Origin of the sequence: Companilactobacillus furfuricola (assembly GCF_003946325.1) — a bacterium.
GTDB lineage: Bacteria > Bacillota > Bacilli > Lactobacillales > Lactobacillaceae > Companilactobacillus > Companilactobacillus furfuricola.
In genome coordinates this window covers 1-24213 of the sequence record NZ_RHNT01000009.1, presented here as the reverse complement: position 1 = coordinate 24213, position 24213 = coordinate 1, and the positions used below count along the sequence as shown (strand labels likewise).

Sequence of the window (24213 nt, the reverse complement as noted above, 5' to 3'; positions counted from 1 at the left end):
CAACCTTTTGCAGAAAAAAAGCAATATCCTGTTTGAGAATATTGCTCATAGATCGATACTATTTCAAGCTATCAATAACATAATCAGCCAATTGATCGACCCGCTTAAAGTCGTCTTCATCAGGTTCTTGATTGATCTTGACGGAGTCGGCTACTTGCTCACCATTGCTGGAATTGAGTTGCATTGTAAAGTAATCTACAGCCCGGCCAAAGTGAATGTGGCCCTTAGAACTCGAACCAGCGACCGCAAACTTAGTCCGATCCAAGTCGACATCTTTCAAATCTTCATAAAAGTCCAAAGCTTCGTCAGGAAGGTCGCCATCATGATAAGTATAAGAAACGATGATAATAGCATCGTATTCTGGCAGATCGTAAGCGTCGCTATCAACTAGTTGCTCTAAAGTAACGTCTTGATCTTTGCCCTTCAAATATTCTTGTAGATGTTGAGCTATCGTCTCATTGTGTCCTGTCATGCTCGTATAAGATACTAAAATTTTACTCATATTCTTCCCTACCATCTAACGCTAATACGTTTATTTTTGAATTTATTATTTTGGATCTCATCGACCATGGCGATTGCATAATCGGCGTAACTGATCTCGCTGTTACCTTGATCATCAAAAGTCAACTCTTCACCAGCTAAAACATACTTACCGGTCTTTTTACCGTCAAAAACAAAGTTGGCTGCTGGACTGATATAAGTCCAATTGATATCGCTAGTTCTCAACAAATCGAGTGCTTTTCCCATTTGCTCACTCAAAGGTTTAACAGCATCAGGAAAGTCAGCTTGCTGATAAAGTTGTTGACTATGGTCCTTATCCAAATACAATGAACCGGCTCCACCAACTGTCAATAAGCGAGTCTTTGTCCCAGACAAGATCTCGATCAAATGTTTCGTTGAAGGAACGTATTCGACAACTTTGTCACCGAAAAAGCCGACAGCGTTGACTAGTACGTCAAAATCTTTCACGTCATCAGTCGTTAGTCCATAAATATCTTTTTTAATAAACACATCTGTAGGTGATTTCTTAGCGCTACGAACGATCGAAGTTACCTCAATTCCTCGATTCAAGGCTTCTTTAACGATCATAGAACCCTCTTTACCATTGGCACCAATTACTGCAATTTTCATGTGTACACCTCCACTTATACTTCCAGTGTACACAAAATCAAGCTAAATGACTGAAATAAGATTTAATAATCGCTGGAATTTCCCAGTCCTTCGATCCAAAAACTATCTTGGATCTGATCGAGCAATGTGACTAATTGCTTAGTTTCTTCGACGTCGTGAACTCGTAAGATCCGACCGCCGGCTAAATACATTGCTGCTTCAGTCACTAATGTCATTGGTAAGCGATCATCTTTAGCAATGCCCAGCAGATCTCCAAAAAATCCTTTGCGGGAAATTGCTACCATCATCGGACGTTTTAAATTATTGAACTGAGCTAGGTTCCTGATCATGGAATAATCCTGAGCACCGTGGACGACTTTAGAATAACCGATTCCTTGGTCGATGGCTATGCGATCGATATCGATCCCAGCACTAGTTAACTGGCTCAAGTTTTCTTCAAAGAAGTCGTACATCCCTTTAGTTGAATTGTGATACTCGTGACCACGACTACTATGCATCGTCAACAAGCCACAATCAGAATCAGCCATCAATCGTAACTTATCTGGGTCATCAGTGAAGGCATTGACATCATTGACGATCGAAACGCCTTCATCTAAGGCCGCTTTCATGACCGGTAATTTATAAGTATCGATTGCAATATTGACCGCTGGGAATTCTTTTTTGATCGAACGGATCAAAGGAATCGTCCGTTCCATTTCAACCTCCGGTGTCACTTCAGTAAATCCTGGGCGAGTGGTTTGTCCATTGACTTCGATCACGTCAGCACCACTGGCCACCATGTCCTCGACATGCTTCAATAAGGCAGTTTCGCCTTGGAAATATCCACCGTCATAAAATGAATCTGGCGTGTTATTCATGATCCCATAGATCATCGCGGTATTAGTTAGATCATAACTAAATGAGCCAGTCTTCCAGACCATTCGATGAGCTAACAAAATATCTGAGAGTTGTTCTTTGGCACTTGTAAAAAACTTATCCCAGATCTGGATCAATTGTTGTAGTGCTCTTAGATCAAGCAAGGACTGCACTTTTTCATCCTTCACGGTTACAAAACTGTCGAGTTGTTGAATCACATCGACTAACTTAGTTTGATCAGAACCACTGAGATCAGAAAATTCGAGCAGCAACAAATTTTGTTCATCAGCTAGTTTAAGTAAAGCTAAGCTAGAAATTGAACGGTCCATTCGTAATTGGTCAGTAATTTCTTGAATATGCATTTTTATCGATCCTCGTCTTTGATTAGTTGAATGAGATTCTTTGCCGCACGACCGCGATGAGTCAGCGGGATCCGTTGATCATCTGGCAGTTGCGCCAAAGTTTTACCTAGTTCTAGTATGAAAAAGATTTTGTCGAAACCACTAGAATACGTCCCGTGGTCTTGATGACTGATTCTGCCGGTCACTTCACCTTTAGCAGTGATCACCCGACCTTGTTGGTCAACTGCCGCCAAATATGTGATCATCTTTGCCATTCTCTTTTTTTCAGGTAGATCTGTCATCAAATCAAGCAGGGTTTGATTATCGCTCTTAGTTTCATCTTGATGGAGCTCTCTTTTCGTTGTCACGCCTAAAACATCTGGCAAGGCAGGGATCTCGATCCCGCTGTCGTCGCTAATGACGGGGCGCAAAATCTTATTTGACAAAAAAGTAGCTTTATTAGTGGCATTAGTTTGGTAACTGTCTGTCGTCTCAGCTGGAAATTCAACTGGATCAAAGAAATCAGTGTATTGAGCTGCCTTCAAGCCAAAAAATCTCAGATCTTTTTGAAGATCCAAAGTTTTCAAATTGTTGTTTGAAGCAATGAGCCATTCTGTCATCGTATCACCTCATTATTCATTCCAAAGTGGTTGGATCTGATTGATCAAATAAAATGAGCCGGTAAAAATCACCAAATCACAAGGATCAACTTGCTTAGCTTTGTTGACGGCATCAGCGATCGAACTTGCCAAGATAACGTCTTTACCATCGCTTTCTGGATCATCCTTGAATACTTGATACAGCTGGGAAGCTGGTAAAGCTCGCTGCAAATTGTTCGGGCTCGTGACAATAAAAGTAGCTGACAGTTCCAACAAAAGATCGACGCACTTTTGGTATTGTTTATCTTTTAAAAAGCCGACTACCAGGATCAATTTCTTGTTTGAATGTAATTTTGTGAGTGAATCGACTAAGCCTTTGATCGCATTGACATTATGCGCCGCATCTAAGACGACCAGCGGATCCTTTTGTAGTTGCTGCATCCGTCCAGGTAAACTGACGGTCTTTAAGACTTGCAGTAAAGTAGCGGCTGAGATCTGCGTCTGGCTGTTTTGATTGAACAATTCAAGCCAATTCAAAACGTTTTGCAAATTCTTGATCTGATAAAGTCCGCCCAAGTTAAAGTAAACGTCATCGTAGTGATGCTTTTTGTAGTATAGACTGACGATCGAATGCGTCAATTGCTCATCGTCTAAAGCCACGTTATAACTACTAGATTGAGTTAAACTAGCTTTTTGAAAGTCAGCCTCTTTTTGCAATATATGCTCTGCACGGCTGGATTGGGTCGGATAACTGACTACTTTGATGCCAGGTTTGATGATCTTGGATTTTGCAGTGGCAATTTCTTCGATGGTCGAACCGAGAAATCTCATGTGATCCATATCGATCTTAGTAAAAATGGCATATTCGACATTTCTCGTTGCATTGGTAGCGTCAAGTTCGCCACCCATCCCGCACTCATAGACGACGTAGTCAGATGATCTTTCAGCAAAATAAATAGTAGATACTAAATACCAAGTCTCAAACACCGAAAAATCCTGCTGCGTATAGCCTAAATTGTCAAAAGCTTTGACCAATCGGCTGTAACACTCAACAAAATCATGTTCAGAAATTAACTCGCCATCCGCTCTGATTTGTTCACGGTCATCGCAAAACGCAGGACTAGAAAAAATACCGACTTTAAAGCCCGTCTTCCACAACAACTGATAAATCATTTCCGAGGTTGATCCTTTGCCATTGGTACCAGCAATATGGATCGTCTTAAACTTTTGGTCCGGTTGACCTAGCTCATCTAAAACTTGTTGCAATAAAGGTATCCGCGAGCCTGTATCGTTGTATTTAATAACTTGCGGCATTGAAGAAACGATCTTGCTAAATTCACTTTCAGCCATCTAAACCACTCCTAGTTATATTTAAGTTCCTGCAAGAATTCCATTTTCTTAGTCTGATCTTTGAAAACACCATTATAAAAAGTCGTGGTAGTCTTACTATTAGTCTTCTGCACTCCCCGCATCTCAATGCACATGTGACGGGCAGTAACGATCACTGCTACACCTTGGGGATCAAGTATTTTCGTCAGTTTACTGCCGATCTGGCTAGTGATATTTTCTTGGACGTTCGGTTTCTTAGCCACAAAATCCACTAATCGAGGGATCTTGCTCAATCCAATGATCTTCCCATCTTTAGGCTCATACCCGACAGTTACTGTCCCAAAGAAAGGCAGTAAATGATGCTCGCACATTGAATAAAAAGGAATATCTTTAACGATGACGTTCTCACCATCAACGAGCGAGTCTGTCTGAAAAATCTTATAATCAGTGAATTTTGGATCTTCCAACGAGCTAAATATCTCACCATACATTTTAGCGACCCGTTTGGGAGTTTCGATCAATCCGGCACGATCAGGATCATCCCCAACCGCTTTTAAAATATTTCTAACACTATCTTCAATTATCTGCTGGTTTTCAGAGTTCATTTAAATGCTTCCTTAAATTAATTTTTTGATATATTGGCTTCCAGCTAAGGATCTTTCCGCCTTGATTACTTCGTCTTTAAAAACATTATCGTCATCCAAAACTTCTAGTAAAGGAGTGAGGACAAACAACCGATTGAACATTTCTGGGTGCGGGATCGTTAAATCCTCTGACTCCAACGAGTGGTCACCAAATAATTCAATATCCAGATCCAAGGTCCGCGGTCCCCATTTGATCGTTCGCACGCGTTTGTATTTCTTTTCAAGTGAGTGCAAAACTGCCAACAATTCTTCCGCCGAAAAAGTTGTCTTGAGTTTGATGACGGCATTGATAAATCGATCCTGATCAACGTTTCCAACCGGGTCAGTCAGGTAGTATGCCGAACTTTGAACTTCGGTTATTTGCGGAACAGCTCTTAAATCACTGATAGCATGGGCAACGATATCTTCCGATCTGCCCAGATTGCTACCAACACCCACGTATGCTGTTGTTATTTCCATTATTTATATGACACTTCCACTTCAGCGCTGTCGAGGATCCCGTTGATCGGTAAATTTTGCTTCTTAACGCTAACGATGACGTTGTCCAATTGCTGGGAATTTTGTTCATAAATCGCCTGCATGATCAAAGTAGCTAAGGTTTCGATCAGCTTAATATCGTCTCGAGCGACAATTTTAGCAACGGTTTGATAAATGGGACCGTAATTAATCGTGTTTTCCAATTTATCTTCAGCTAATTTATTAAAATCGACTTGATCAACGATCAATTCAATATTGATGCTCACATCTTGTCCGACGACCCGTTCTTCGTCATAGACCCCAATGCGTGCATGAAATTGCATTTGGTTCAATTTAATTTTTAACACAAATCAAGCTCCTCTCTTCAACTAATTATTAATAAAAAAATATTCCAAATCCGAATATTTTTAAGATATTGTTCCATTTTCGTTCATTTTTCAAGGTGATTAAATTTTACCACGGGCTTATTAAAAAAGAAATTTTAGGAGATTTAATTTTTCAACCTGTCTAGGACAGTACATCTTACCCTCATCCTGTAGTAAAATTAATGCAAGTAATAAGGAGATCAAAATGACAAAATATCAAATTTATTTCGTTCGACACGGTCGTACTTTTTTCAACAGTTTGCATAAAATGCAAGGTTGGTCCGATTCCCCACTGCTTCCCGAAGGGATCGAAGTTGCTAAGAAAGCTGCTCACGCTTTAAAAGACGTCAATTTCAATCTAGCCTACTCTACGGATACTAGAAGAGCCGTCGATACGGCAAGGATTATCATGGATGAAAACAAAAACGATCTTAAACGCCATCATATCAAAGAATTCCGCGAACAATTCTACGGCTATTTTGAAAGCATGTATGCCGCGGAAACTTGGTTCATTGCTGGCCAACAGCACGGCACGCCAACGTATTTAGGCATCATCGACAAATACGGACTAGAAGCGAGTTTCGACTTTTTAAAAGAGGCTGACCCCATGGATTATGCTGAAAACTACGAAGAATATTGGAGTCGGATCAATCGCGGCTTCAAGAAACTCGACAAAGTTGCCAAAGACGGCGACAAGATCTTATTAGTCTCCCACAGCACCACCATCTATTCCTTAGCAAAAACTTACCACGTCCCCGAACTAGAAATAAATGAAACCCCACTTAATTCCAGTTTGACTATCTTAAACCGCGAAGACGGCAAAAATACCGTCACAACATACAATAAAGTTCTCGAATAAGTACAATTTGCTATAATAAAATCGTTAAGAAAATATTTACAGATCATTAGGAGGGCAATATGACAAAATATCAATTATATCTAGTGCGCCACGGAAAAACCTGGTTCAATCGTTACAACAAAATGCAAGGTTGGTCCGATACCCCATTAGCACCAGACGGAGTAACAGTAGCTAAGCAAGCAGCTCAAGCCCTAAAAGACACCGACTTTGCGGCAGCCTTCTCTTCAGACGCCCGTCGAGCCATAGATACTTGCAAAATCATCGTTGATGCCAACAAAAATCACGACAAAATCAAACCAGTAAAATTACCAGAATTCAGAGAAGAATTCTACGGCTACTTCGAAGGTCACAACGCATCAGAAACTTGGTTCATAGTAGGAAAACCACATGGAGTAGAAACATACGGCGAAGTAATCTCCAAATACAGCATGGACGACAGCAAAGACTTCTTAAAAGCAGCTGATCCCTTCCATGACGCCGAAAATGCCGAAGAATACTGGGAAAGACTAGACAAAGGCTTCGACAAACTAGACCAAATAGCCAAAGACGGCGACAAGATCCTATTAGTATCCCACGGAACAACCATCCGCTCGATCATGGACAAGTACAACGCCGGCAACTTCGACATAACAGAAGGACCAAGAAATTCTAGTTTAACCATCCTAGAAGTAGACAATGGCGAAAGAAAAGTAACAACATACAACAAGTTGTTAAAGTAAGTAATAAAAAAAACTAAATTAGCGTAACCACAAAAAAACCATCCTTAAACAAAAAAAGTTAAAGGATGGTTTTTAAAAAATAACAAAGTAAAAAATAAAATACTTAGGCCAAGGCGAAAAGCTTTCACGCGACGAAGGAGCAGTGAAAGAGCCAAGAAAAGGACCAAACCAAATAGCAACCGATGAAAAGTGAAACAAAAATCAACAAGATAGAAAAAGAAAGAAAAGCTCATAAGAGGAAAAAAACCTAGATCGAGCAATCTAAACCAAATCAATCCAACACAAAAAAAGATAAGTACCGTCTAACCCCACCAGAATATGAGTGTTCCACCACCCTAGGTTCTGCGGGGGTGGAGGAAATTCGCCGTCAGCCATGAAATTTCACTTGGTGGTTTTACCACCTAGTGAAAGACCCAGTTTTGAAACAAGCGAGCGCCCTTTGCTCGATTGGTTCAAAATGGCGTCCATGGCGTTCCACGGCGAAATTTCCGGAACCCCCGCAGAACCGGCAATGAACCGCCCCCCAAACAAACAACCGCTTACAAAAATTACAATATTCTAATTTTTCTAATTAAAGTTTAATTTATTACTGTATGTTTTATCAAAAATGTTTTAAAATAGTGATACACGTAATTTGAAAGGAGAAATATAAATGTCTCAATCGTTACAACCAGTTGACACTCCCTCGTTTTATATCAACCCAGATACAAACGTCTCAGTGATCAACTATAGTGAAGGCTATATTCAAGACGTTTTCCAATTAATCAACAGCGAGGGTCTACTAAATTTAGTAAAACTATATTTAGAAGATCAACGAAATAAAAATAATGATGTTGTTCAATTAACTCCAAAACAATATGTAGACGTATTAAAAGCAATCTTAACAGACAATGAAAAAGGTTATGCGATCTTCGACAAAGAAAAAGTATTACAAAGTGTTGAAGATCTATATTCATACTACCGTAACTATTTCCGAGTATCTTTACTAAATAAACACAACAATGCCGTTATCAAAGGCAGCTTCATGGACATCGATAATCACTTCAACGACGTAGTGATCGATTTATATCGTGCCATCGAAGAGAAATTACAAGGCTTTGCTAACCATACCTACCGTCAAATCAATGCCGGTACAAATGCTACAGCCATCGTTCAATCGATCGACTGGCCTGCACCAAAAGGTTACGAAAAGCTGGAAAAGATCCGTTTCTTAGATACATTGATGCTTCGTCCTCCAATGATGATGCATACAAAGAGTAATAAACGTGAGGGTGTCTTCGATGCCGTACCTAACAACCCTATCAAGAAATTCGACGGCAATAGAAATGAATGGTACTGCTTCCCTGCTAAGATCGGTGAAAGTTTAGCTTACATTTACTTCCAACGTGATTACTTCGTAAGTGGTATTGCTCTAGGAAACTTGTTTGAAGTAGCCAGCGAAGAAGAAGTCAAAGGTCACAAGCCTGATGAGATCTTACTCTTCGGACTACCAGAAACAGAAGGCGACGTATGTCACTACTTCCACGACGAAGAAAATGATATCTGGGTCGGCGAAGTACCTTACAACGACAAGACCACTTACTTCGGTTACATGAAGAAAATGTGTCTAACATTGCACAACCTCCACATGATCTACGAAAACAGATTGCCAATTCACGGATCAATGGTTAAGATCACCTTCTCAAACGGCAAAGTTAAGACTGTTGTCTTCTTCGGTGACTCCGGTGCCGGAAAATCTGAATCGATCGAAGCCTTGCAAGAGATCGCTGATGATAAGATCGTCGACATCGAAACGATTTTTGACGATATGGGAAGTTTTGCTTTCGACAAAGATGGCTCGATCTTCGCTCAAGGAACTGAAACAGGTGCCTTCGTAAGACTAGACGACCTAAGCAGTGCTGTAGCCTTCAACAACATGGACCGTGGTATCTACTTAAACCCAGAACTAAAGAATGCCCGTGTCATTTTGCCTGCCAACACTTACAAGCGAGTAGTACAACATCACAGAATCGACATGTGGGTCTACGCCAACAACTACGATTCAGATATCGGCTTGCACCAATTCCCAGATGAAGAAGCTGCTAAAGCAACCTTCATCGCCGGAAAGAGAAAAGCTTTAGGAACAACTGACGAAGTAGGAATGAGCACAACATTCTTCGCCAACCCATTCGGACCAGTTCAAGAAGAACAAAAGACACGTCCGATCATCGATAAAGTATTCAACAAACTATACGAAGACAACATCTACGTAGGTGAAATCTACACCCACCTTGGAAACGACAAGTCAAAAGATAGCTTGAAAGAATCAGCTAAAGAATTACTCGAACAATTAATGAATAACTAGAAATACACATACAATTCCAAATCATAAAAGGAAGATGCCGAGAATAATTTCTCAGACATCTTCCTTTTTTGGTGGATTAATTAAAAACGATATGATTTATTCAAGATAAGTACCTAACTTTCTCCCACATGCTAACAAAATCAAAACTAACAAAATCAATTAACAATTTTTGATAATACATCCAATTAAATAAGTGATATTTTTTAAACGTGATGAGGATATCCGCCAATCGGGTGTCTAATATGAAAAAAAGCTTAACAAAAATCCTAATCACAATTATTTCATTAGTATCACTGATCACGGTTTCACAAAAAATAACTACACAAACTGCAAAAGCGGCAACGACCGCTGATCCTGTTTTCTTCCTCGTTGGCTCTTATTCTGATTCAACAACTTGGGATAAAATGTATCAGCGTCTTGATCCAACTAATTCTCACCCTATCGTGAAACTATAAGTGAGCGAGAATGGCTCGGTCTCAAGAACTAATGTCAGAACTCCTAACAACAACGAGCGTCCTTTTGTGACCGTATCGTTCCAAGACATTCTTTGGAATGATCAGGCGGTTTACTCAAACGCTGCTGGCTTGGAAAATGCCATCGAAGCTTATCGTGCTAAGGATCCTTTCCAAAGCGCTGATATCGTAGCTCACTCTAATGGTGGTAATGTCGTAACGAGATATATGGAAACTGACAATTCCGTTAATTTCCACAATTTTATTTCCGTCGGCACACCATACAATATGCGGGCAACTAATGGCCAACCAGCAACTGATATGCTCTTATCTTTAGTAGCTGGAGCTGATCGTTTGAATCACAATATGAACGTCATCAATGTCATCGGTTCCGCAATTGGTGACAGCAGTACTGACACCGTAGTATCCAGAGATAGTGCTTTAGCAGGAAGTCATATTTTTTATGGAAACGTAACTTCATTCAGCAACTTATATTTGACTGGTAACGACGGCGTTCATCCTAACCAAGCTTCTAGCGAACAACTGGCACAGATCTTATCGACTCATCTCGATTTGTAGCCATCATTATCAAATTTCAATAAAATAATTAATAATAACAGAAATTTTTAGTAATAAAATAAATGTTATTTTTACACACGATGGGATCAACCGTAGTTCATCTCATTGTGGAATCTAAACGGGCATCTTTGAAACTCTATTTGTAAACACTACCGGATGGGACGGTTCAATATTGTTCAACAAATTAGATGCGCTGTAAAAAATCGAATTCAGCTTGCTTGCAACTGGGTAACAAGCAAGCTGAAGAATAGCAATTATTTTAAAAACAGAAGACAGTTTATCGATCGCATCAAAATCGACAAACTGTTTTTTTATTGTTTCGTAACATTTTTTCACGAAATTTGAGGCAATTTATCATATTTCACAATATCATACCTCGAATTACGGTTTTTTCTTATTTTTCACATTTTAGATTTTCAATTAGTAAACCTATTAATTTCTATATTTTAAAAATATCATTTATTTTTTCTTAAATTATTGTATAATTAATTTAAATTGACAGCGCTCTCAGTTTTATCCGAGAAACGCATCAAGTTTAAAGGGAAAAGGGGATTTTTTATGACATATAAAAAAGCTTTATTATCATCAACTTTTGCCATTGCTATGGCTTTGACAGGAGTTGCTGCTGTTCAAGGTTCAGCCGACGCTGCAACTGTTGATACTGACTCAGCTTCTACTGTTGCTACTACTGCACCAACTGCTGAAGTAGGTAAAACAGCCGAAGTAGGAACAACTGCTGAGGTTGCTCCGGTAGGTGAAACTGCTGCTACTGCAAGCACAAGTGAAGAGACAGTCCCTGCTGAAACTTTGACACCAGCACAAACGACTGATGCTCAAGACGACAATGGTACTGCTGCTACTGCTGGAACTGCCGCAACTGCTGGAACTGCCGCAACTGCAGGTACTGCCGGTACTACTGGTACTGCTGCTTCGACGGAAGTTGAAGAACAAACTGCTAGCACACAAGCAACCGCCACAGTAGATCCTGCAACACAAGCTGCTTCAACTAATGCTGGTGACACTACTACTGCCCCTGCTGGAACATCAAATCCAACTTATGATAACGATGCAGTCACTACTGCCATCAAGAATGCTGAAGATATTCCAGTAGTTTCAAATGTTGTCGCCGGAGCAACTGGCTTGATCAAACCAACTACTAATACTTTAGGTAATGCCGCACACTCACTTCAAAATAAAGTGATCGATGGCGTTGGCCAAATCCCACTAATCGGTGGAATTGCTTCAACCGTTATGAAAATTGCTCAACCACTAGATCTTGTTGATAATGCACTTGGTGGAGTTTACGGTTTAGTTACTGGAAAGAGCGACTTGATCCCTGATCCAGACAACTCGGATGAAGAAACGATCACACCAGTAGTAAGCAACGCAAACTACACTAACTACCAAATCAATAAGACAGTAACGACTTTGGATACGGCACCTCTTTACGATCAAGTGCAACAATTGCAAACTCGTTCACTAGCTCCAAATACAGACTGGTTCACAGATATTGTCAGAATCAACAATAATACTGGTCAAACTTACTACCGTGTATCAACGAACGAATACGTTAACGCAAACGATGTCCAAGTAAATTAATTTTTCCAATCCTCCTCAATTCTAAAAATTAACGAATCTCATGCGCTTAAAGAGACCCTGGTAAAAAGCAGGATCTCTTTTTTATATGGAAACGAGTTGCAGGAGATAGCGGCCTCCGGTTTAGTAACTGTCCATCTCCTTTCACCCTCTTTTTATATGCATTCCAGCGGTATTGTTAGCGCTTACTTAAAATGCTATCATATACTTATTCGTAAATTTTATCGTTACGTCAAATGTATGCTGTATACAATCGAAACTGTTAGAAAGCAGGTGGATTAATGGATCAAACAAGAACAAAATTTGATAAAAAACGCTTAGCAGATACATTGTTTGACCTGCTGGAAGATGAAGAATTAGAGTCGATCTCGGTTGAAGGACTTTGTGAAGCCGCCAATTTGGAATACCATACTTTTTACGTATATTATTCTGACCTCGATGACGTTTTCAACGAGTACAAGAACGAAATATACACTGAAGTATCTAAAGCTTTGGCGTTGACTAACAGTGATCTGGAAAACATTTTAGATGCTTTTGACCGCACGATGGCTAACAATTTCAAAGGGTTTTGCCAACTATGTCTTTATAAAAAACACTATGATCTGGAAGATAAACTGCAGCGTAAACTGTTTGCTGAATTGGAAGGCTCTTTGTTAGTCAACCAGACCTCAGCAAATGATCAGCTGGTGCTTCAGTATTTATCTAGCGGCTTGATCAATTCTTATATTTACTGGTTCGAGCATCCCCAAAACTTCAATTACCAGGCACTAAGGATTATTAACCGGCAAATTATACAATCTAATTTAGCTATGATACGTTGATGTGAGATTGCTGGTGTGGCTGTTGTGATTGAACCCAGATAGTAGTCTCTTGCATCTCTATCTCAATTTTTTCGAAATCGTAAATCTACAAGCCTACTCTTGATGAATAGGCTTTTTTGTTTTCAAAAACAAGAAGTTTCCTGGATCCGCAGTATAATCGGCCATGATCTCCTAACTGCAAAATAAAAAGAGACCAGATATAATATCTGATCTCCAAGAATAATTAATTATCAGCGAATAATGCGTTTAAAATTTCTGGCATATTTGAAACATACTCGCCAATTGTGTGAAATATGCTTTTTAAATCAATATTGCTCATCACTAAAACCTCCGTTTACCAATTTTGACCATTGATCGACATGTTTGTTGCTACGTCGTTTGGTGTGTATGAATCAACTGGTACGTTGTATGTTTTGGCAAATGTGTTTGAATTCATAATTGAAGTCAAAACACGTTTAGCTGATCTTTGTAAGTCTCCTAATTCGAGCTTGTTCCCACCGATCGGTAAGGTTGATGCTCCAACTTGAATTGGGATCTGCGTTCCACCTGGCATGATCAAATCGTTACCAGCGTGAAGTACGGCATCAGTATCAGTTAAACTCTTGAGACTGAACCAATCAGTCATGACTCCGCCTTTGAAGCCCCATTCACCACGTAGGATATTGGTCAATAAATCGTAGTTAGCGGCGGCATATGTGCCGTTGACACGATTGTATGAGGACATTACGTATTGTGGTTGAGCGTCTTTTACGGCAATTTCAAAGCCTTTGAGATAGATTTCTCTCAGAGCTTGTTCGCCGATGACCGAATTTGTGACGAATCGATTGGTTTCTTCGTTGTTGGCAGCGAAATGTTTGATCGTTGTACCAACTCCAGGATTAGATTGAACACCTTTAGTCTCGGCGGCAGCCATCGTACCGGTCAATAATGGGTCTTCGGAATAGTATTCAAAGTTACGACCATTTAATGGATTACGATGGATGTTCATTCCTGGTGCTAACCAAGTATCGATCCCTAATTCTAGCATTTCTTTACCAACAGCATTACCAACACTGTAGACCATCATTGGATCCCAAGTTTGAGCCATCAAAGTTCCGATTGGCCAAGCTGTGGCATATTGATAAACTGTTTTGCCATTGACTGAACCAACTGGCGTCAATCTTAATCCAGCAGGACCATCAGAGTTAACGGAAACCGGAACTCCACGATCTAACAAGGCTGATGTAGTTTGCCCAGCGGCTCCGGGAACGATAGTTGAAGCACCACCGACGATTACAGAATCGTTAGCTCCACCACCTAAACCGGCTTGATTTTTTAAAGCTTCGAATCCTTCGGCGTTCAAGTCGAGATTTCCGTTAACAATTTTACTCAATTGTTTAGTTGAAAGGCTAGCGATGAATTGATCCATCGTAATATTGCCTGCGTAAACATCGAATAAAGTTGAATTTTCAGCAGCTGGTGCTACCGTTTGTAGATTTTGCTTATAGCCGTTGTATGGTAACATTTGGCTACTGTTTTCATTGACGATCGTTGTGACCGTATTTTTATCGTATGGTGAAGCATTATCCCCTAAGACCCCGTTCAAACTATTAGGATCAAGAATTATAACTGGAGCTTTAGCCACTTCTTCTGCTTGGCATGCGGGAGTAAAGGTATTTCCGTTACCATGCAATTGAGTTGGATCAGCATCCGGCATCATTTCGTTAGCTAGCTGCTCTGTTGTTACTTTATTAGGCAAGTTCAAAACAGCGGCTACATGAGTATTTCTTGAGCTATTACCGATCCGGATAAGGTAATTACCTGGATCCATAATATAACTAGCACTATTTGTGTCATAACTAGCCATGTTGTATAGCGGGAATGACAAGGTCAAAATTTGGCTTTGGCCTGGTGCTAAATTGTCTGTCTTAGCATAGGCTGCTAAGTTTTGGAAAGCTTTATCAACTGTTCCAGCTGGTGCAGAATAATATTCTTGAACGACCTCACGTCCAGAATAAGTGTCGCCAATATTAGTAACTTGAACCTCACTAACTAAATTATTGCCATCAAGGTAAACTTGTTGTGGCTGAATTTGGAAGTCAGTGTATGATTCGCCAAAACCGAATTCATATTTAGGCGTCACATTGTACGTATCAAAGTAACGATAACCAACGTAAATACCTTCTGAATAAGGTTCTGTCATTGAATTACCATCATTTTCAGCAAAAGTAGCTGAAGAAGGATAGTCTGAATAATTTTGAGCCCAAGTGTCAGCCAGTTTTCCTGATGGTGTGACTGCCCCACTGATCAGATCAGCAACAGCAAGACCTGTATTTTGACCACCTTGAGAAACTAATAAAATGCTCTTCAAATTAGGGATTTCATTTAAGAAATTCATATCGATCGGAGCACCGACATTTAAGAGCAAAACACTGTTGTCGTACAAGTTAGAAATATTTTGGATATTAGCAATTTCATTATCTGACAACAAGTAATCGCCTTGAGCATTTTTCCGGTCTGAACCTTCACCGGCATTACGTGAAACTACGTAGATACCAACATCAGCAGGAGCCTGAGCAAATTCTGCTTGCGAGATTGCTGGGTCTTCATAATTGAAAGTGCTCAACAAAACGGCTGTCTTGTTGAAAGCTGCTTCTTTTTGATTGTAATCAGCAGCAATGTTATTCAACCAATCGTTTGACGTGATCGTATAACCAGCGTCTTTTAATCCATCCCAAATATTGATCGTTTGGCGTGGATTAACGTTACCAGAACCAGTTCCCCCTTTAACAGTACCGTAAGCACCAGCACCAAAAAGGGCAATTGATCGATCAGTCGAGATCGGCAATGAATTATCTTTATTTTGTAGCAAAACCATACCGTCTTCGGCAGCAGAAGTCGATAATTGTGAATTAGCGATTTCTTGAGCATTTGGTTGCCCGTCGGAAACAGTATCAGCTTGCGTGTTAGCGACGGCATCATTGTCAGTCGCTGTTTGATCAACAACAGAAGTATCAGCTTGTGTTGTATCAGAAACAACGTCTAAACTATGATCCGTCGTCTTGGAAACCTCATCATTTACTGATGGCGTTACAACTTCAGTAGTAGTTTGTTCCGTATCAGCAGCTTTTACAGTATCGTTAGAATAACCGATCGTTCCAAAAACGAATGTTGCAATTAAACTAGTCAATACTGAAATGAGTTTCACCTGAGAATGTTTCATTTCCTCACCTCATTATTTTTTGATTAACTAAATTGAACATCTTGTGCACGAACGTATTCGTTTGTCGAAACACGGTAATATTGGGCACCTGATTTAGTGTTTTCTTTTAAAATATCAGTAAACCAACTAGTACCCTTACCTAGTGAACGGCTAACAGGTTGTTCCATCACATTGAACAAAGGTGCTTGAACGTTAGCTGTCACTGTTCCGTTAATACGTGAATTTTTATAACCATCTGAAAAATCTGTTTTGGCCGTAGTCTTGGTCGTTGTCTCTGTGCCCTTGATAGCTGAAGAGACCTTGTTACCGATAGCATTTGGGATCAAGTCATTTTGACCCGTAGCCAGACCATAAACTCCGCCTAAAGTATTATCAACTAAGTCTAAAGGTTGAGCTAATTTCATCAACAAAGATGGAATTTTGCCACCTGGCAAAGCACCGACCACACCAATTGCAGCATCTTGCAAATCATGAGAAGCTTTACCGACAACATTTGAAGTAGGTTTTACAAAGCCAGTAGCTCCGGCATAAACGTTTGAAAGTGGTTTAACTTTAGCCAAAGCGCCTTCAGCCAGTGGAGCGACCACATCGTTACCAACAAAATCGGCAGCAGCGTTTTTCGCAGTAGATTTAACAGAAGAAACAACTTTATCTTTAATACCTGAATTAGCTTCTGTAGAAGTATCTACAGGTTTGTTTATTGTAGTATTTGTAGAACTATTTGATTCATTATTAGTGCTTGTGGAAGTTGCAACAATTCCAGCCTCATTAGTATCAGCAGTAGAAACTGCATCAACCTCAGCCTGATTTTGAGTAGAGGCAGAAGCATCCCCAGAAACACCAGAAACCTCAGTAGTATCAGAATTCAAATCTTCAACGTTAGTATCAGCAGAAACATTTTCAATGTGAGCATGAGTATTGCTATCATCAACAGCATCTGCTTGAGCTGTGCCATCAGCCAAACCAATTCCGGCCAACAAAGCTCCTAAAGCTAAAGATGAAGACAACAAAATTTTCTTTAATTTCATAACTTAAAAATCCCCTTAATTTATAGTAAGAAAAAAAAGATCCCTTTTGATAAAACGATATGCAAAAAAACCAACATCGGCTCCTCCCAAAAAGCCTCAACCAAAAAATACCAACTCATTCTCCTCCCAAAAAGATGAGTCAGCACAATAAATGGTCAATATATTAATGACATCGTTTACACATCAAAATAATTATACATCACAATATATAAATTTTGGGAGTATTCATTAAAATATAAATCATTCATAAACTATAAATTACGTTATTTCTGAACTAAAAACATAAAAAAAGAGCCGACAACCGGCTCTATACTTGATTTTCTCAATATAGCTTTAGTAAAACAGAATTTGTCATTAACTAAAAATTGCGTAAACAAAATGCAAAATATAATGCATAAATCAGAAATAATTTTGTCGATAAAACAAAAAAATAGCCGAGCAAGCTCGACTAAATTCAAAAACTAACGACGGAAAATTTCGTAGAAACTATCCATATCTTTAAAACCAAGTTTCTCAATAGAACCGTCCACATCACGAGTAATGCTAGTAAACGATCGTTTAATATTATCAAAACGATATTTTGGATTAATAGCATACATCATATGAACCACGATCACGATGATCAAAGCGATCTTATTCGTATAGCTGACCCGACCGTTAATATTTTTAAACCACAAATTATCTTTAAAATCACGGGGAGGTAATGCGCTAGTAGATAATGTTATATCTAGTAAATTGGAATTATGGCAACAAATATTCCTTACAAAATTCAAGCATTCCAACCAAGAAACCAACTCGTCACGATTGCAATTAAAATAATCAGTAAAGTATTCAACGTTATCATCTGACATTAATCTGATCAAAGTAGAAGTAGTTTCAAAAGTCAGCAAATTAGTCATTAACCAAACCGTAGGGAACTTATCTTCGTTCAAATTTTCCCGGTAATCCAAATCTAAAATATTGGAATTGTATGCTTGCCGTAAAAGATTCTTTTTGAAATAAAATTGTTTTTCTTCTAGAGCATATTTAGAAATATTCTTATCTGCCCATTTGGAAAATTCTAAGTAGCCAAACGGACCATATTTATCACCTAACACATGCGAGATCAAACTATTCATTGAAACTTCAATATCTTCGATCGCATGTAACAAATTGATCCGTAAATTCTTATCTTGATAGTATCGTTTAACAACAAAGTCAAAAGAAAGTCCATCATAATCGGGAGTATTATAACCATCCCGATAAGCAAATGGATAAGCAAATTGCTTCAAAGTATAGTATCCAATCGCTTCAATAGCGTTGAGGTTTTTATCACGCATATCCGGATCCAAAGTCATCCCGCGTTCAGCAAACAAATTAAGCTGATCCTCATACGAAAGCTGTCTAGGACTACGCACCTTGCACACCTTCATTCTAAAAAATTTTATTATAAATCAAATGCATATAACTATATCATATCCTAGTTACATCCATATTTTGAACTAATTAGATAAAGAAAAACAATTATTTTTCAAAAAAATATTTTAAACACAGAGAGCGCAAGGCGACGGTCAGCTGCTGAGGATTAACGCGTGTAGTCGCACAAGGTACGGCAAAGCCGTGCCGCGACTACATGTGTTAACCGGAGGCCACTGTCGCCTGGAGCTCGTTTCAACATCCTTGAGGATAAAAATAAACAGCTCTATCCAATTTGCAGCAATTTTATCTAACAAAACTAAAGAGAACTATCTAAATTCCGCAAGTTTTACCAACAAACCAAAAAAAGTACTATCCAAATACCAAAAGTTTTACCAAAAAAAGCCAAAACTTCCTATCTCAACACCAACAATACCAAAAAAAGTATCATCCCAATCCCAAAATTTTTCCAAAAAAAAAAGACGCCAATCCCAGCGTCAATTTATAACCAATTACATTTATTAACGAATCCCAAGAAACTCGCTTCTACCCACGCATTTTCTTCAATCCAATACCAGTAAATCCACTAATAATAGATAAAACTGGTGACAACAAACTAAAGAAACAAAATGGTAGAAATTCCAAAGTTGAAACTCCTAGCGTATTAGCGGCAAAAGCCCCAGCAACACCCCAAGGGATCAAGTAGTTAATAACAGTACCCCCATCTTCCAGTACCCGACTTAAAGCTAGGTTATCTAAGCCACGTTTATTGTAAGTTTCTTTGAACGCTTTACCCGGTAAAATAACCGACAAGTATTGTTCACCGACGAAAATATTAACGCCGATACCTGACAAAATAGTTGCTGTAATAATGGATCCGGATGATTTTAGTTTTTTAGCAAGTGGTGTGATTGCAGTCTGGATGATATTAAACTTCATCAACAGTCCACCTAATGATAATGTTAAAAAGATCAAAGAAACTGTGCCCATCATGGAGCTGATACCTCCACGCGTCAATAAAGCATCAACGTTGGCATTGCCAGTTTTGGAAACGAAGCCACTTTCGATGTAACCAGCCACTTTTTGGACGGTCATTCCCGGAGTTTGGATAAAGATCATTGCGATAGCTACGGTAATGTTGAGCAATAATGTCGCAATGGCCGGAATTTTAGCGATGGCACAGACAAACAATAAGATGATTGGTAAGATCGCCCACCAGGAAACTGTAAAATGACTCGTTAAAGTCGTCAATGTTGGTTGGATGTTAGTTAACTTCGCACCTGATTCGCCAATACCTAAAATCCAGTACAACACTAGTGAGATAAAGAAAGCTGGGATAGTCGTCCACATTAAATTTTTAATGTGGGCAAATAAGTCTGAACCAGCAATGGCCGCTGCCAAGTTAGTTGAATCTGAAAGTGGTGAGGATTTATCACCGAAAATAGCTCCAGAAATGATGGCACCGGCGACTAATGCAGGATCAACTCCCATAGTCGTTCCCATTCCAAATAGTGCAATACCGATAGTTGAAACGATGGTAAAAGCTGAACCAATGGATGTTCCGATCACGGCGCATACTAGGAAAACTGATGGCACGAACCAACGGGCCGAGATCATATGAAAACCAGCGACCATCATCGATGGGATCACTCCTGCTGCGATCCAAGTCCCGATCAATGCACCGATCAAAATAAAAATAAAGATCGGTACGATCCCGTTTTGGACCCCTTCCATGATTCCTCCGTTGATCTTATCCCAACTACTGTGACGGATCTTAGCCCACAATATCAACAGGGCAATTACTACTAATACCGGTGTTTGTGGTGATAAGCCAAAGCCGATAACACTCGTCCCTAACACGATCAGCATGGCTAATAAAATAATGATCGATTCTTTGAAACTTACTTTTTCCCTCATAATTTTTCTCCAAATAAAAAATCGTCTCCGCTGCATTCCTGCAACAGGGACGATTGACGTAACCGTGGTACCACCCAACTTGGGGTCACAAATAGACCTCCACTCATTAGTGATAACGGCACTTTCCGCTTGGATGACCAAGTCATGTCTGGTATTTCTGTCCTATCGCCCTGACCGGTTCGCATCAACCACCGGCTTTCTTACACCCAGATGTAGGATTACTTCATTCAAACACTTATTAATATTTTGAATGATAACAACAATTTTAATTATCGTCAACATCAAATTTTTATTAAGCCAAACGACGATCGATAACTTTGGAAGCTAACGATAGTGCGTAGCAGACGATGAAGTACAAAACTGCTAGCGCTAAGTACATTGGCACAATGTAATTGGCATTTTGTCCATAAATTACTTGTGCGTGCTGCATTAATTCCGGTACCACGATAATGGTTGTCAGTGATGTATCCTTGATCAACGAGATCAATTGACTAACTAAAGCCGGGATCATCTTCTTATAAGCTTGTGGTAAAACGATGTGGACCATCGCTTGTGTATAGCGCATTCCCATGGCACGAGCAGCTTCCATTTGACCGATATCAACCGCTTGGATACCAGATCTAATGATCTCAGCGACCATCATCGATTCAAAGACTGACATTGCTAAGATCGCAGCTGGGATCGTGTCCGGTTTGAAACCAATTGAAGGCAATCCAAAGTATACGAAAAAGATGATCAACAGTAATGGCAAGTTTCTGATGATATCAATGATAAAGCCAACAATTTTGGATACATATGGGATCTTACTGTAACGGATGATCCCTAAAATCGAGCCAAAGATCATACTAAAAATAACTGATAAAATTGAAATTTCAACTGTTACCCAAAGACCTTGGAGAAGGAATTTTAGGTTAACAACTGAATAAGCATCGATCCAATTTTGCATAATTAATTCCTCCTAAGCCAAAGTCTTTTCTAAATGTCTCATATAATAACTGATCGGTAAGGTGATAACTAAGTAAAATAGCCCGACAATTATATATGTATTAACCGTATCAAAAGTCTGCGAAGCAATCGCATTTCCTTGATACATCAAATCAAATCCAGCTACGAAAGCTAACACTGATGAATTCTTAACTAGGTTAATAAATTGATTACCTAGCGGTGGGATAACCAGCTTAAAAGCTTGTGGTAAGACGATGTAACGCATAGCCTGTCCATAAGTCATCCCCATGGCACGGGCAGCTTCCATTTGACCGATATCAACGGAATTGATACCTGAACGAACCGTTTCAGCGATGAAGGCTGAAGTATAGATCGTTAGTCCGATCGTCCCAGCAGTAAATCCATTGATCTTGACGAAGTACAAAGGAATTACTAAGTAGAAAAACATTGTAATAACTAGTAACGGGATATTTCGAAAAACCTCTACGTAGACGTTACCGATGATACGTAAAACTTTGTTCGGCATAACTTCCATAATGGCGAACAGTGATCCAATGATCAAACTGAAGACTAGTGCGACGATACTTGAAAGGATCGTCCACCCAAATCCAGTAAGGAAGCTGTGCCAGTTATTTGCTAGTAAACTACCCATTAGCGAAGCACCTCCTTATAGTCGAATCCAGGAACGTCGCCGAACCACTTCTTGATCAACTTGTTATAAGTACCATCATCTTCAATTTCTTTGATAGCTTTATTCAAAGCTTTTTTGAAGGCTGGTTGGTTCTTATTGATACCAATACCATAAGGTTCAGTCGTAAAGGCGCCACCTTGGACTTTATAGCCAGGATTTTCTACGGCCATACCGGCTAAAATTACGTTATCAGTAGTCAAAGCATCACCTTGACCAGATTTCAACGCAACTAAAGCTTGAGCGTAGTCTTGCAGCTGCAAGACCTTAGCCTTTGGAGCGTACTTCTTAACATTTTCTACTGAGTTTGAACCAACAACACCGATAACCGTTCTATTGTTGAGGTCCGATACTTTTTTAACGGGGGACCCGTCTTTAACTAGTAAAGATTGTCCCGCGTCAAAATATGAATTAGAAAAATCAATAACTTTTTCACGTTCGGCATTGATCGTCATTGTAGCAATGATGGCGTCAATATTACCGTTTTTCAATAATGGGATACGTGATTGCGAAGTTACAGTAACAAACTTAGCTTTACCATTTTTACCAAGGATCTTCTTTGTCAAAGCTTTGGCAATATCAACTTCGAATCCTTTTGTTTGACCGTCTTTAACGTCGATCAAGCCCATTAATTTCGTATCTGCTTTAACTCCCCACATGATCGTGTTAGCTTCTTTGGCGTTTTGCAAAACATCTTGTTGAGAAAGTGGTTTTGCTCCACAGCCTACCGACACAACAACGAGGAGTGCAGACATTACTAATACTAAAAAGTATTTGAGTCTTTTCATGGTAGTCCCTCCCCTTATTAGTGCTTAATGATTTTACTCAAGAATTGTCTAGCACGTTCATTCGTAGGGTTTTTGAAAAACTCGCTAGTTTTGTCATCCTCTAAAATTTGACCATCGGCCATAAAAATAACCCGGTTAGCAACTTCTTGGGCGAAGCCCATTTCGTGAGTAACGATCAATGAAGTCATATCGCTTTGACTAGTAACGTATTTAATAACTCCCAAAACATCGTCGATCATTTCCGGATCAAGAGCACTAGTAGGTTCGTCAAAAAGCATACAACGTGGTTTCATTGCAAGCGATCTGGCAATAGCTACACGTTGAGCCTGTCCACCAGAGATCTGCGAAGGCATATTGTGAGCTTTATCAGCCAAGCCAACTTGATCAAGTAGCGCCATAGCACGCTTCTTATTTTCATCTTCATTCATCTTTAAAACGATCCGTGGTGCAATCATGATATTTTCAAGAACATCTTTGTTAGCATATAAATTAAAATGCTGGAAAACCATCCCTACATCAGTTCTGATACGGTTGATATCTGTTTTCTTGTCAGCAATGTCATGGCCATTGACGATCAATTGACCTTCTTGGATCTGTTCCAATCCATTTACGCTTCGAGCTAAGGTACTCTTACCTGAACCTGAGGGTCCGATCAAAACAACGGTTTCCCCTTTATCGATCTCCAGGTTAATGTCTTTTAATGCGTGAAACTTTCCATAATACTTTTGGACGTCACGAAATTCGATCATCGACATATAGCTATTCTCCCTTCGTTTGGTCAAGTTCAACCAAACTTAATTTTGACTATTAAAGAAATTTTAATTGTTTTAGAGAAATTTGGCAACTATTTGCTTGGGGATTTTATGTAAAATTACGTGGTTTTTCTGTAATTTTACTGGGTTTTATGGGTTTTAGAAAAATTTTTTTGGTGGTGGTTTTATTGCCGGTTCTGGGAGGGTTCCGGGAATTGCGACCGCGGAACGCCATGGACGCCACTTTGAACCAATCGAGCAAGGTGCGCTCGCTTGTTTCAAAGCTGGGTCTTTCACTAAGCGGTAAACCGGTTCTCGTCGTGGTTTGGTTATTTTGATGCATTTATTTAAGAAGAGGCTTATATACTCAATGCCAATTTTCATGAG

General features: G+C 39.5%; 24 protein-coding genes. 7 read left to right on the top strand and 17 right to left on the bottom strand.

The window, feature by feature from the left end; translation table 11 throughout:
* Nucleotides 1-58: 58 nt before the first annotated feature.
* The 8 genes from EKM78_RS04475 to folB form a co-directional block, all read right to left on the bottom strand.
* A complete protein-coding gene (locus EKM78_RS04475; RefSeq protein ID WP_125769798.1) occupies nt 59-502 on the bottom strand; it encodes a flavodoxin domain-containing protein in 444 nt (147 codons plus the stop codon).
* Between the two features lie 8 nt (nt 503-510).
* Entirely contained in the window at nt 511-1131 is a 621-nt protein-coding gene (locus EKM78_RS04470) for an NAD(P)-dependent oxidoreductase (protein ID WP_125769796.1), read from the bottom strand.
* A gap of 62 nt (nt 1132-1193) precedes the next feature.
* Complete coding sequence (gene folP, locus EKM78_RS04465; protein WP_125769794.1) at nt 1194-2348, bottom strand: dihydropteroate synthase; 1155 nt, start codon at nt 2346-2348, stop codon at nt 1194-1196.
* A gap of 2 nt (nt 2349-2350) precedes the next feature.
* The gene (locus EKM78_RS04460; protein WP_125769792.1) at nt 2351-2947 is read right to left on the bottom strand and encodes a non-canonical purine NTP pyrophosphatase; all 597 of its coding nucleotides are present in this window, start codon (nt 2945-2947) and stop codon (nt 2351-2353) included.
* Between the two features lie 12 nt (nt 2948-2959).
* Nucleotides 2960-4276 (bottom strand): bifunctional folylpolyglutamate synthase/dihydrofolate synthase, encoded by a 1317-nt coding sequence (locus EKM78_RS04455; RefSeq protein WP_125769790.1) that lies wholly within the window; start codon nt 4274-4276, stop codon nt 2960-2962.
* 11 nt (nt 4277-4287) lie between these two features.
* Complete coding sequence (gene folE, locus EKM78_RS04450; protein ID WP_125769788.1) at nt 4288-4860, bottom strand: GTP cyclohydrolase I FolE; 573 nt, start codon at nt 4858-4860, stop codon at nt 4288-4290.
* 12 nt (nt 4861-4872) lie between these two features.
* Complete coding sequence (gene folK, locus EKM78_RS04445; RefSeq protein ID WP_245994778.1) at nt 4873-5358, bottom strand: 2-amino-4-hydroxy-6-hydroxymethyldihydropteridine diphosphokinase; 486 nt, start codon at nt 5356-5358, stop codon at nt 4873-4875.
* A complete protein-coding gene (gene folB / locus EKM78_RS04440) occupies nt 5358-5723 on the bottom strand; it encodes a dihydroneopterin aldolase (RefSeq protein ID WP_125769786.1) in 366 nt (121 codons plus the stop codon). Before folB ends, folK begins: the two co-directional genes overlap by 1 nt.
* A 223-nt stretch (nt 5724-5946) precedes the next feature.
* Between folB and EKM78_RS04435 the strand changes: the two genes are divergently transcribed.
* From EKM78_RS04435 to EKM78_RS04405, 7 genes are all read left to right on the top strand, one after another.
* Complete coding sequence (locus EKM78_RS04435; protein WP_125769784.1) at nt 5947-6600, top strand: histidine phosphatase family protein; 654 nt, start codon at nt 5947-5949, stop codon at nt 6598-6600.
* 59 nt (nt 6601-6659) lie between these two features.
* Complete coding sequence (locus tag EKM78_RS04430; protein WP_125769782.1) at nt 6660-7319, top strand: histidine phosphatase family protein; 660 nt, start codon at nt 6660-6662, stop codon at nt 7317-7319.
* A gap of 652 nt (nt 7320-7971) precedes the next feature.
* Entirely contained in the window at nt 7972-9663 is a 1692-nt protein-coding gene (locus tag EKM78_RS04425) for a phosphoenolpyruvate carboxykinase (RefSeq protein ID WP_125769780.1), read from the top strand.
* A 242-nt stretch (nt 9664-9905) separates the two neighbouring features.
* Nucleotides 9906-10118, top strand: coding sequence for a hypothetical protein (locus tag EKM78_RS04420; RefSeq protein ID WP_125769777.1), 213 nt, complete (start codon nt 9906-9908; stop codon nt 10116-10118).
* Nucleotides 10119-10694 carry an alpha/beta hydrolase gene (locus EKM78_RS04415; protein ID WP_125769775.1) on the top strand — a complete coding sequence of 192 codons (576 nt, stop codon included), beginning with the start codon at nt 10119-10121 and terminating at the stop codon, nt 10692-10694.
* A 558-nt stretch (nt 10695-11252) separates the two neighbouring features.
* Entirely contained in the window at nt 11253-12293 is a 1041-nt protein-coding gene (locus EKM78_RS04410; RefSeq protein WP_125769773.1) for a hypothetical protein, read from the top strand.
* 278 nt (nt 12294-12571) lie between these two features.
* Complete coding sequence (locus EKM78_RS04405; protein WP_125769771.1) at nt 12572-13111, top strand: TetR/AcrR family transcriptional regulator; 540 nt, start codon at nt 12572-12574, stop codon at nt 13109-13111.
* Nucleotides 13112-13445: 334 nt separating this feature from the next.
* On the opposite strand, the gene EKM78_RS04400 is transcribed toward EKM78_RS04405, so the two are convergent.
* The 9 genes from EKM78_RS04400 to EKM78_RS12950 all read right to left on the bottom strand — a co-directional run.
* On the bottom strand, nt 13446-16313 hold the full coding sequence (locus EKM78_RS04400) for a glycoside hydrolase family 3 protein (RefSeq protein ID WP_125769769.1): 2868 nt from the start codon (nt 16311-16313) through the stop codon (nt 13446-13448).
* Nucleotides 16314-16336: 23 nt separating this feature from the next.
* Nucleotides 16337-17341, bottom strand: a complete 1005-nt coding sequence (locus tag EKM78_RS04395) for a hypothetical protein (RefSeq protein ID WP_125769767.1) — start codon at nt 17339-17341, stop codon at nt 16337-16339.
* A 461-nt stretch (nt 17342-17802) separates the two neighbouring features.
* A complete protein-coding gene (locus EKM78_RS04390) occupies nt 17803-18738 on the bottom strand; it encodes an Abi family protein (protein WP_164507200.1) in 936 nt (311 codons plus the stop codon).
* Between the two features lie 544 nt (nt 18739-19282).
* Complete coding sequence (gene nhaC / locus EKM78_RS04385; RefSeq protein WP_125769763.1) at nt 19283-20653, bottom strand: Na+/H+ antiporter NhaC; 1371 nt, start codon at nt 20651-20653, stop codon at nt 19283-19285.
* Nucleotides 20654-20945: 292 nt separating this feature from the next.
* Nucleotides 20946-21599, bottom strand: a complete 654-nt coding sequence (locus EKM78_RS04380) for an amino acid ABC transporter permease (protein ID WP_125769761.1) — start codon at nt 21597-21599, stop codon at nt 20946-20948.
* A 12-nt stretch (nt 21600-21611) separates the two neighbouring features.
* Complete coding sequence (locus EKM78_RS04375; protein WP_125769759.1) at nt 21612-22250, bottom strand: amino acid ABC transporter permease; 639 nt, start codon at nt 22248-22250, stop codon at nt 21612-21614.
* Nucleotides 22250-23074: a glutamate ABC transporter substrate-binding protein gene (locus EKM78_RS04370; protein WP_125769757.1), complete on the bottom strand. Its 825-nt coding sequence runs from the start codon at nt 23072-23074 to the stop codon at nt 22250-22252. Before EKM78_RS04370 ends, EKM78_RS04375 begins: the two co-directional genes overlap by 1 nt.
* Nucleotides 23075-23091: 17 nt before the next feature.
* On the bottom strand, nt 23092-23829 hold the full coding sequence (locus EKM78_RS04365; protein ID WP_125709095.1) for an amino acid ABC transporter ATP-binding protein: 738 nt from the start codon (nt 23827-23829) through the stop codon (nt 23092-23094).
* 156 nt (nt 23830-23985) lie between these two features.
* Nucleotides 23986-24213 (bottom strand): hypothetical protein (locus EKM78_RS12950; RefSeq protein ID WP_211334330.1); only part of this gene is annotated, 228 nt, incomplete at its 5' end.

Coding starts and splice junctions, on each gene's coding strand:
- EKM78_RS04430 (WP_125769782.1), top strand. CDS start 6,660: ATGACAAAATATCAATTATATCTAGTGCGCCACGGAAAAACCTGGTTC.
- EKM78_RS04365 (WP_125709095.1), bottom strand. CDS start 23,829: ATGTCGATGATCGAATTTCGTGACGTCCAAAAGTATTATGGAAAGTTT.
- folK (WP_245994778.1), bottom strand. CDS start 5,358: ATGGAAATAACAACAGCATACGTGGGTGTTGGTAGCAATCTGGGCAGA.
- EKM78_RS04455 (WP_125769790.1), bottom strand. CDS start 4,276: ATGGCTGAAAGTGAATTTAGCAAGATCGTTTCTTCAATGCCGCAAGTT.
- EKM78_RS04370 (WP_125769757.1), bottom strand. CDS start 23,074: ATGAAAAGACTCAAATACTTTTTAGTATTAGTAATGTCTGCACTCCTC.
- EKM78_RS04475 (WP_125769798.1), bottom strand. CDS start 502: ATGAGTAAAATTTTAGTATCTTATACGAGCATGACAGGACACAATGAG.
- EKM78_RS04425 (WP_125769780.1), top strand. CDS start 7,972: ATGTCTCAATCGTTACAACCAGTTGACACTCCCTCGTTTTATATCAAC.
- EKM78_RS04395 (WP_125769767.1), bottom strand. CDS start 17,341: ATGAAATTAAAGAAAATTTTGTTGTCTTCATCTTTAGCTTTAGGAGCT.
- nhaC (WP_125769763.1), bottom strand. CDS start 20,653: ATGAGGGAAAAAGTAAGTTTCAAAGAATCGATCATTATTTTATTAGCC.
- EKM78_RS04460 (WP_125769792.1), bottom strand. CDS start 2,947: ATGACAGAATGGCTCATTGCTTCAAACAACAATTTGAAAACTTTGGAT.
- EKM78_RS04375 (WP_125769759.1), bottom strand. CDS start 22,250: ATGGGTAGTTTACTAGCAAATAACTGGCACAGCTTCCTTACTGGATTT.
- folP (WP_125769794.1), bottom strand. CDS start 2,348: ATGCATATTCAAGAAATTACTGACCAATTACGAATGGACCGTTCAATT.
- EKM78_RS04420 (WP_125769777.1), top strand. CDS start 9,906: ATGAAAAAAAGCTTAACAAAAATCCTAATCACAATTATTTCATTAGTA.
- EKM78_RS04405 (WP_125769771.1), top strand. CDS start 12,572: ATGGATCAAACAAGAACAAAATTTGATAAAAAACGCTTAGCAGATACA.
- EKM78_RS04410 (WP_125769773.1), top strand. CDS start 11,253: ATGACATATAAAAAAGCTTTATTATCATCAACTTTTGCCATTGCTATG.
- EKM78_RS04380 (WP_125769761.1), bottom strand. CDS start 21,599: ATGCAAAATTGGATCGATGCTTATTCAGTTGTTAACCTAAAATTCCTT.
- EKM78_RS04435 (WP_125769784.1), top strand. CDS start 5,947: ATGACAAAATATCAAATTTATTTCGTTCGACACGGTCGTACTTTTTTC.
- EKM78_RS04470 (WP_125769796.1), bottom strand. CDS start 1,131: ATGAAAATTGCAGTAATTGGTGCCAATGGTAAAGAGGGTTCTATGATC.
- EKM78_RS04400 (WP_125769769.1), bottom strand. CDS start 16,313: ATGAAACATTCTCAGGTGAAACTCATTTCAGTATTGACTAGTTTAATT.
- folE (WP_125769788.1), bottom strand. CDS start 4,860: ATGAACTCTGAAAACCAGCAGATAATTGAAGATAGTGTTAGAAATATT.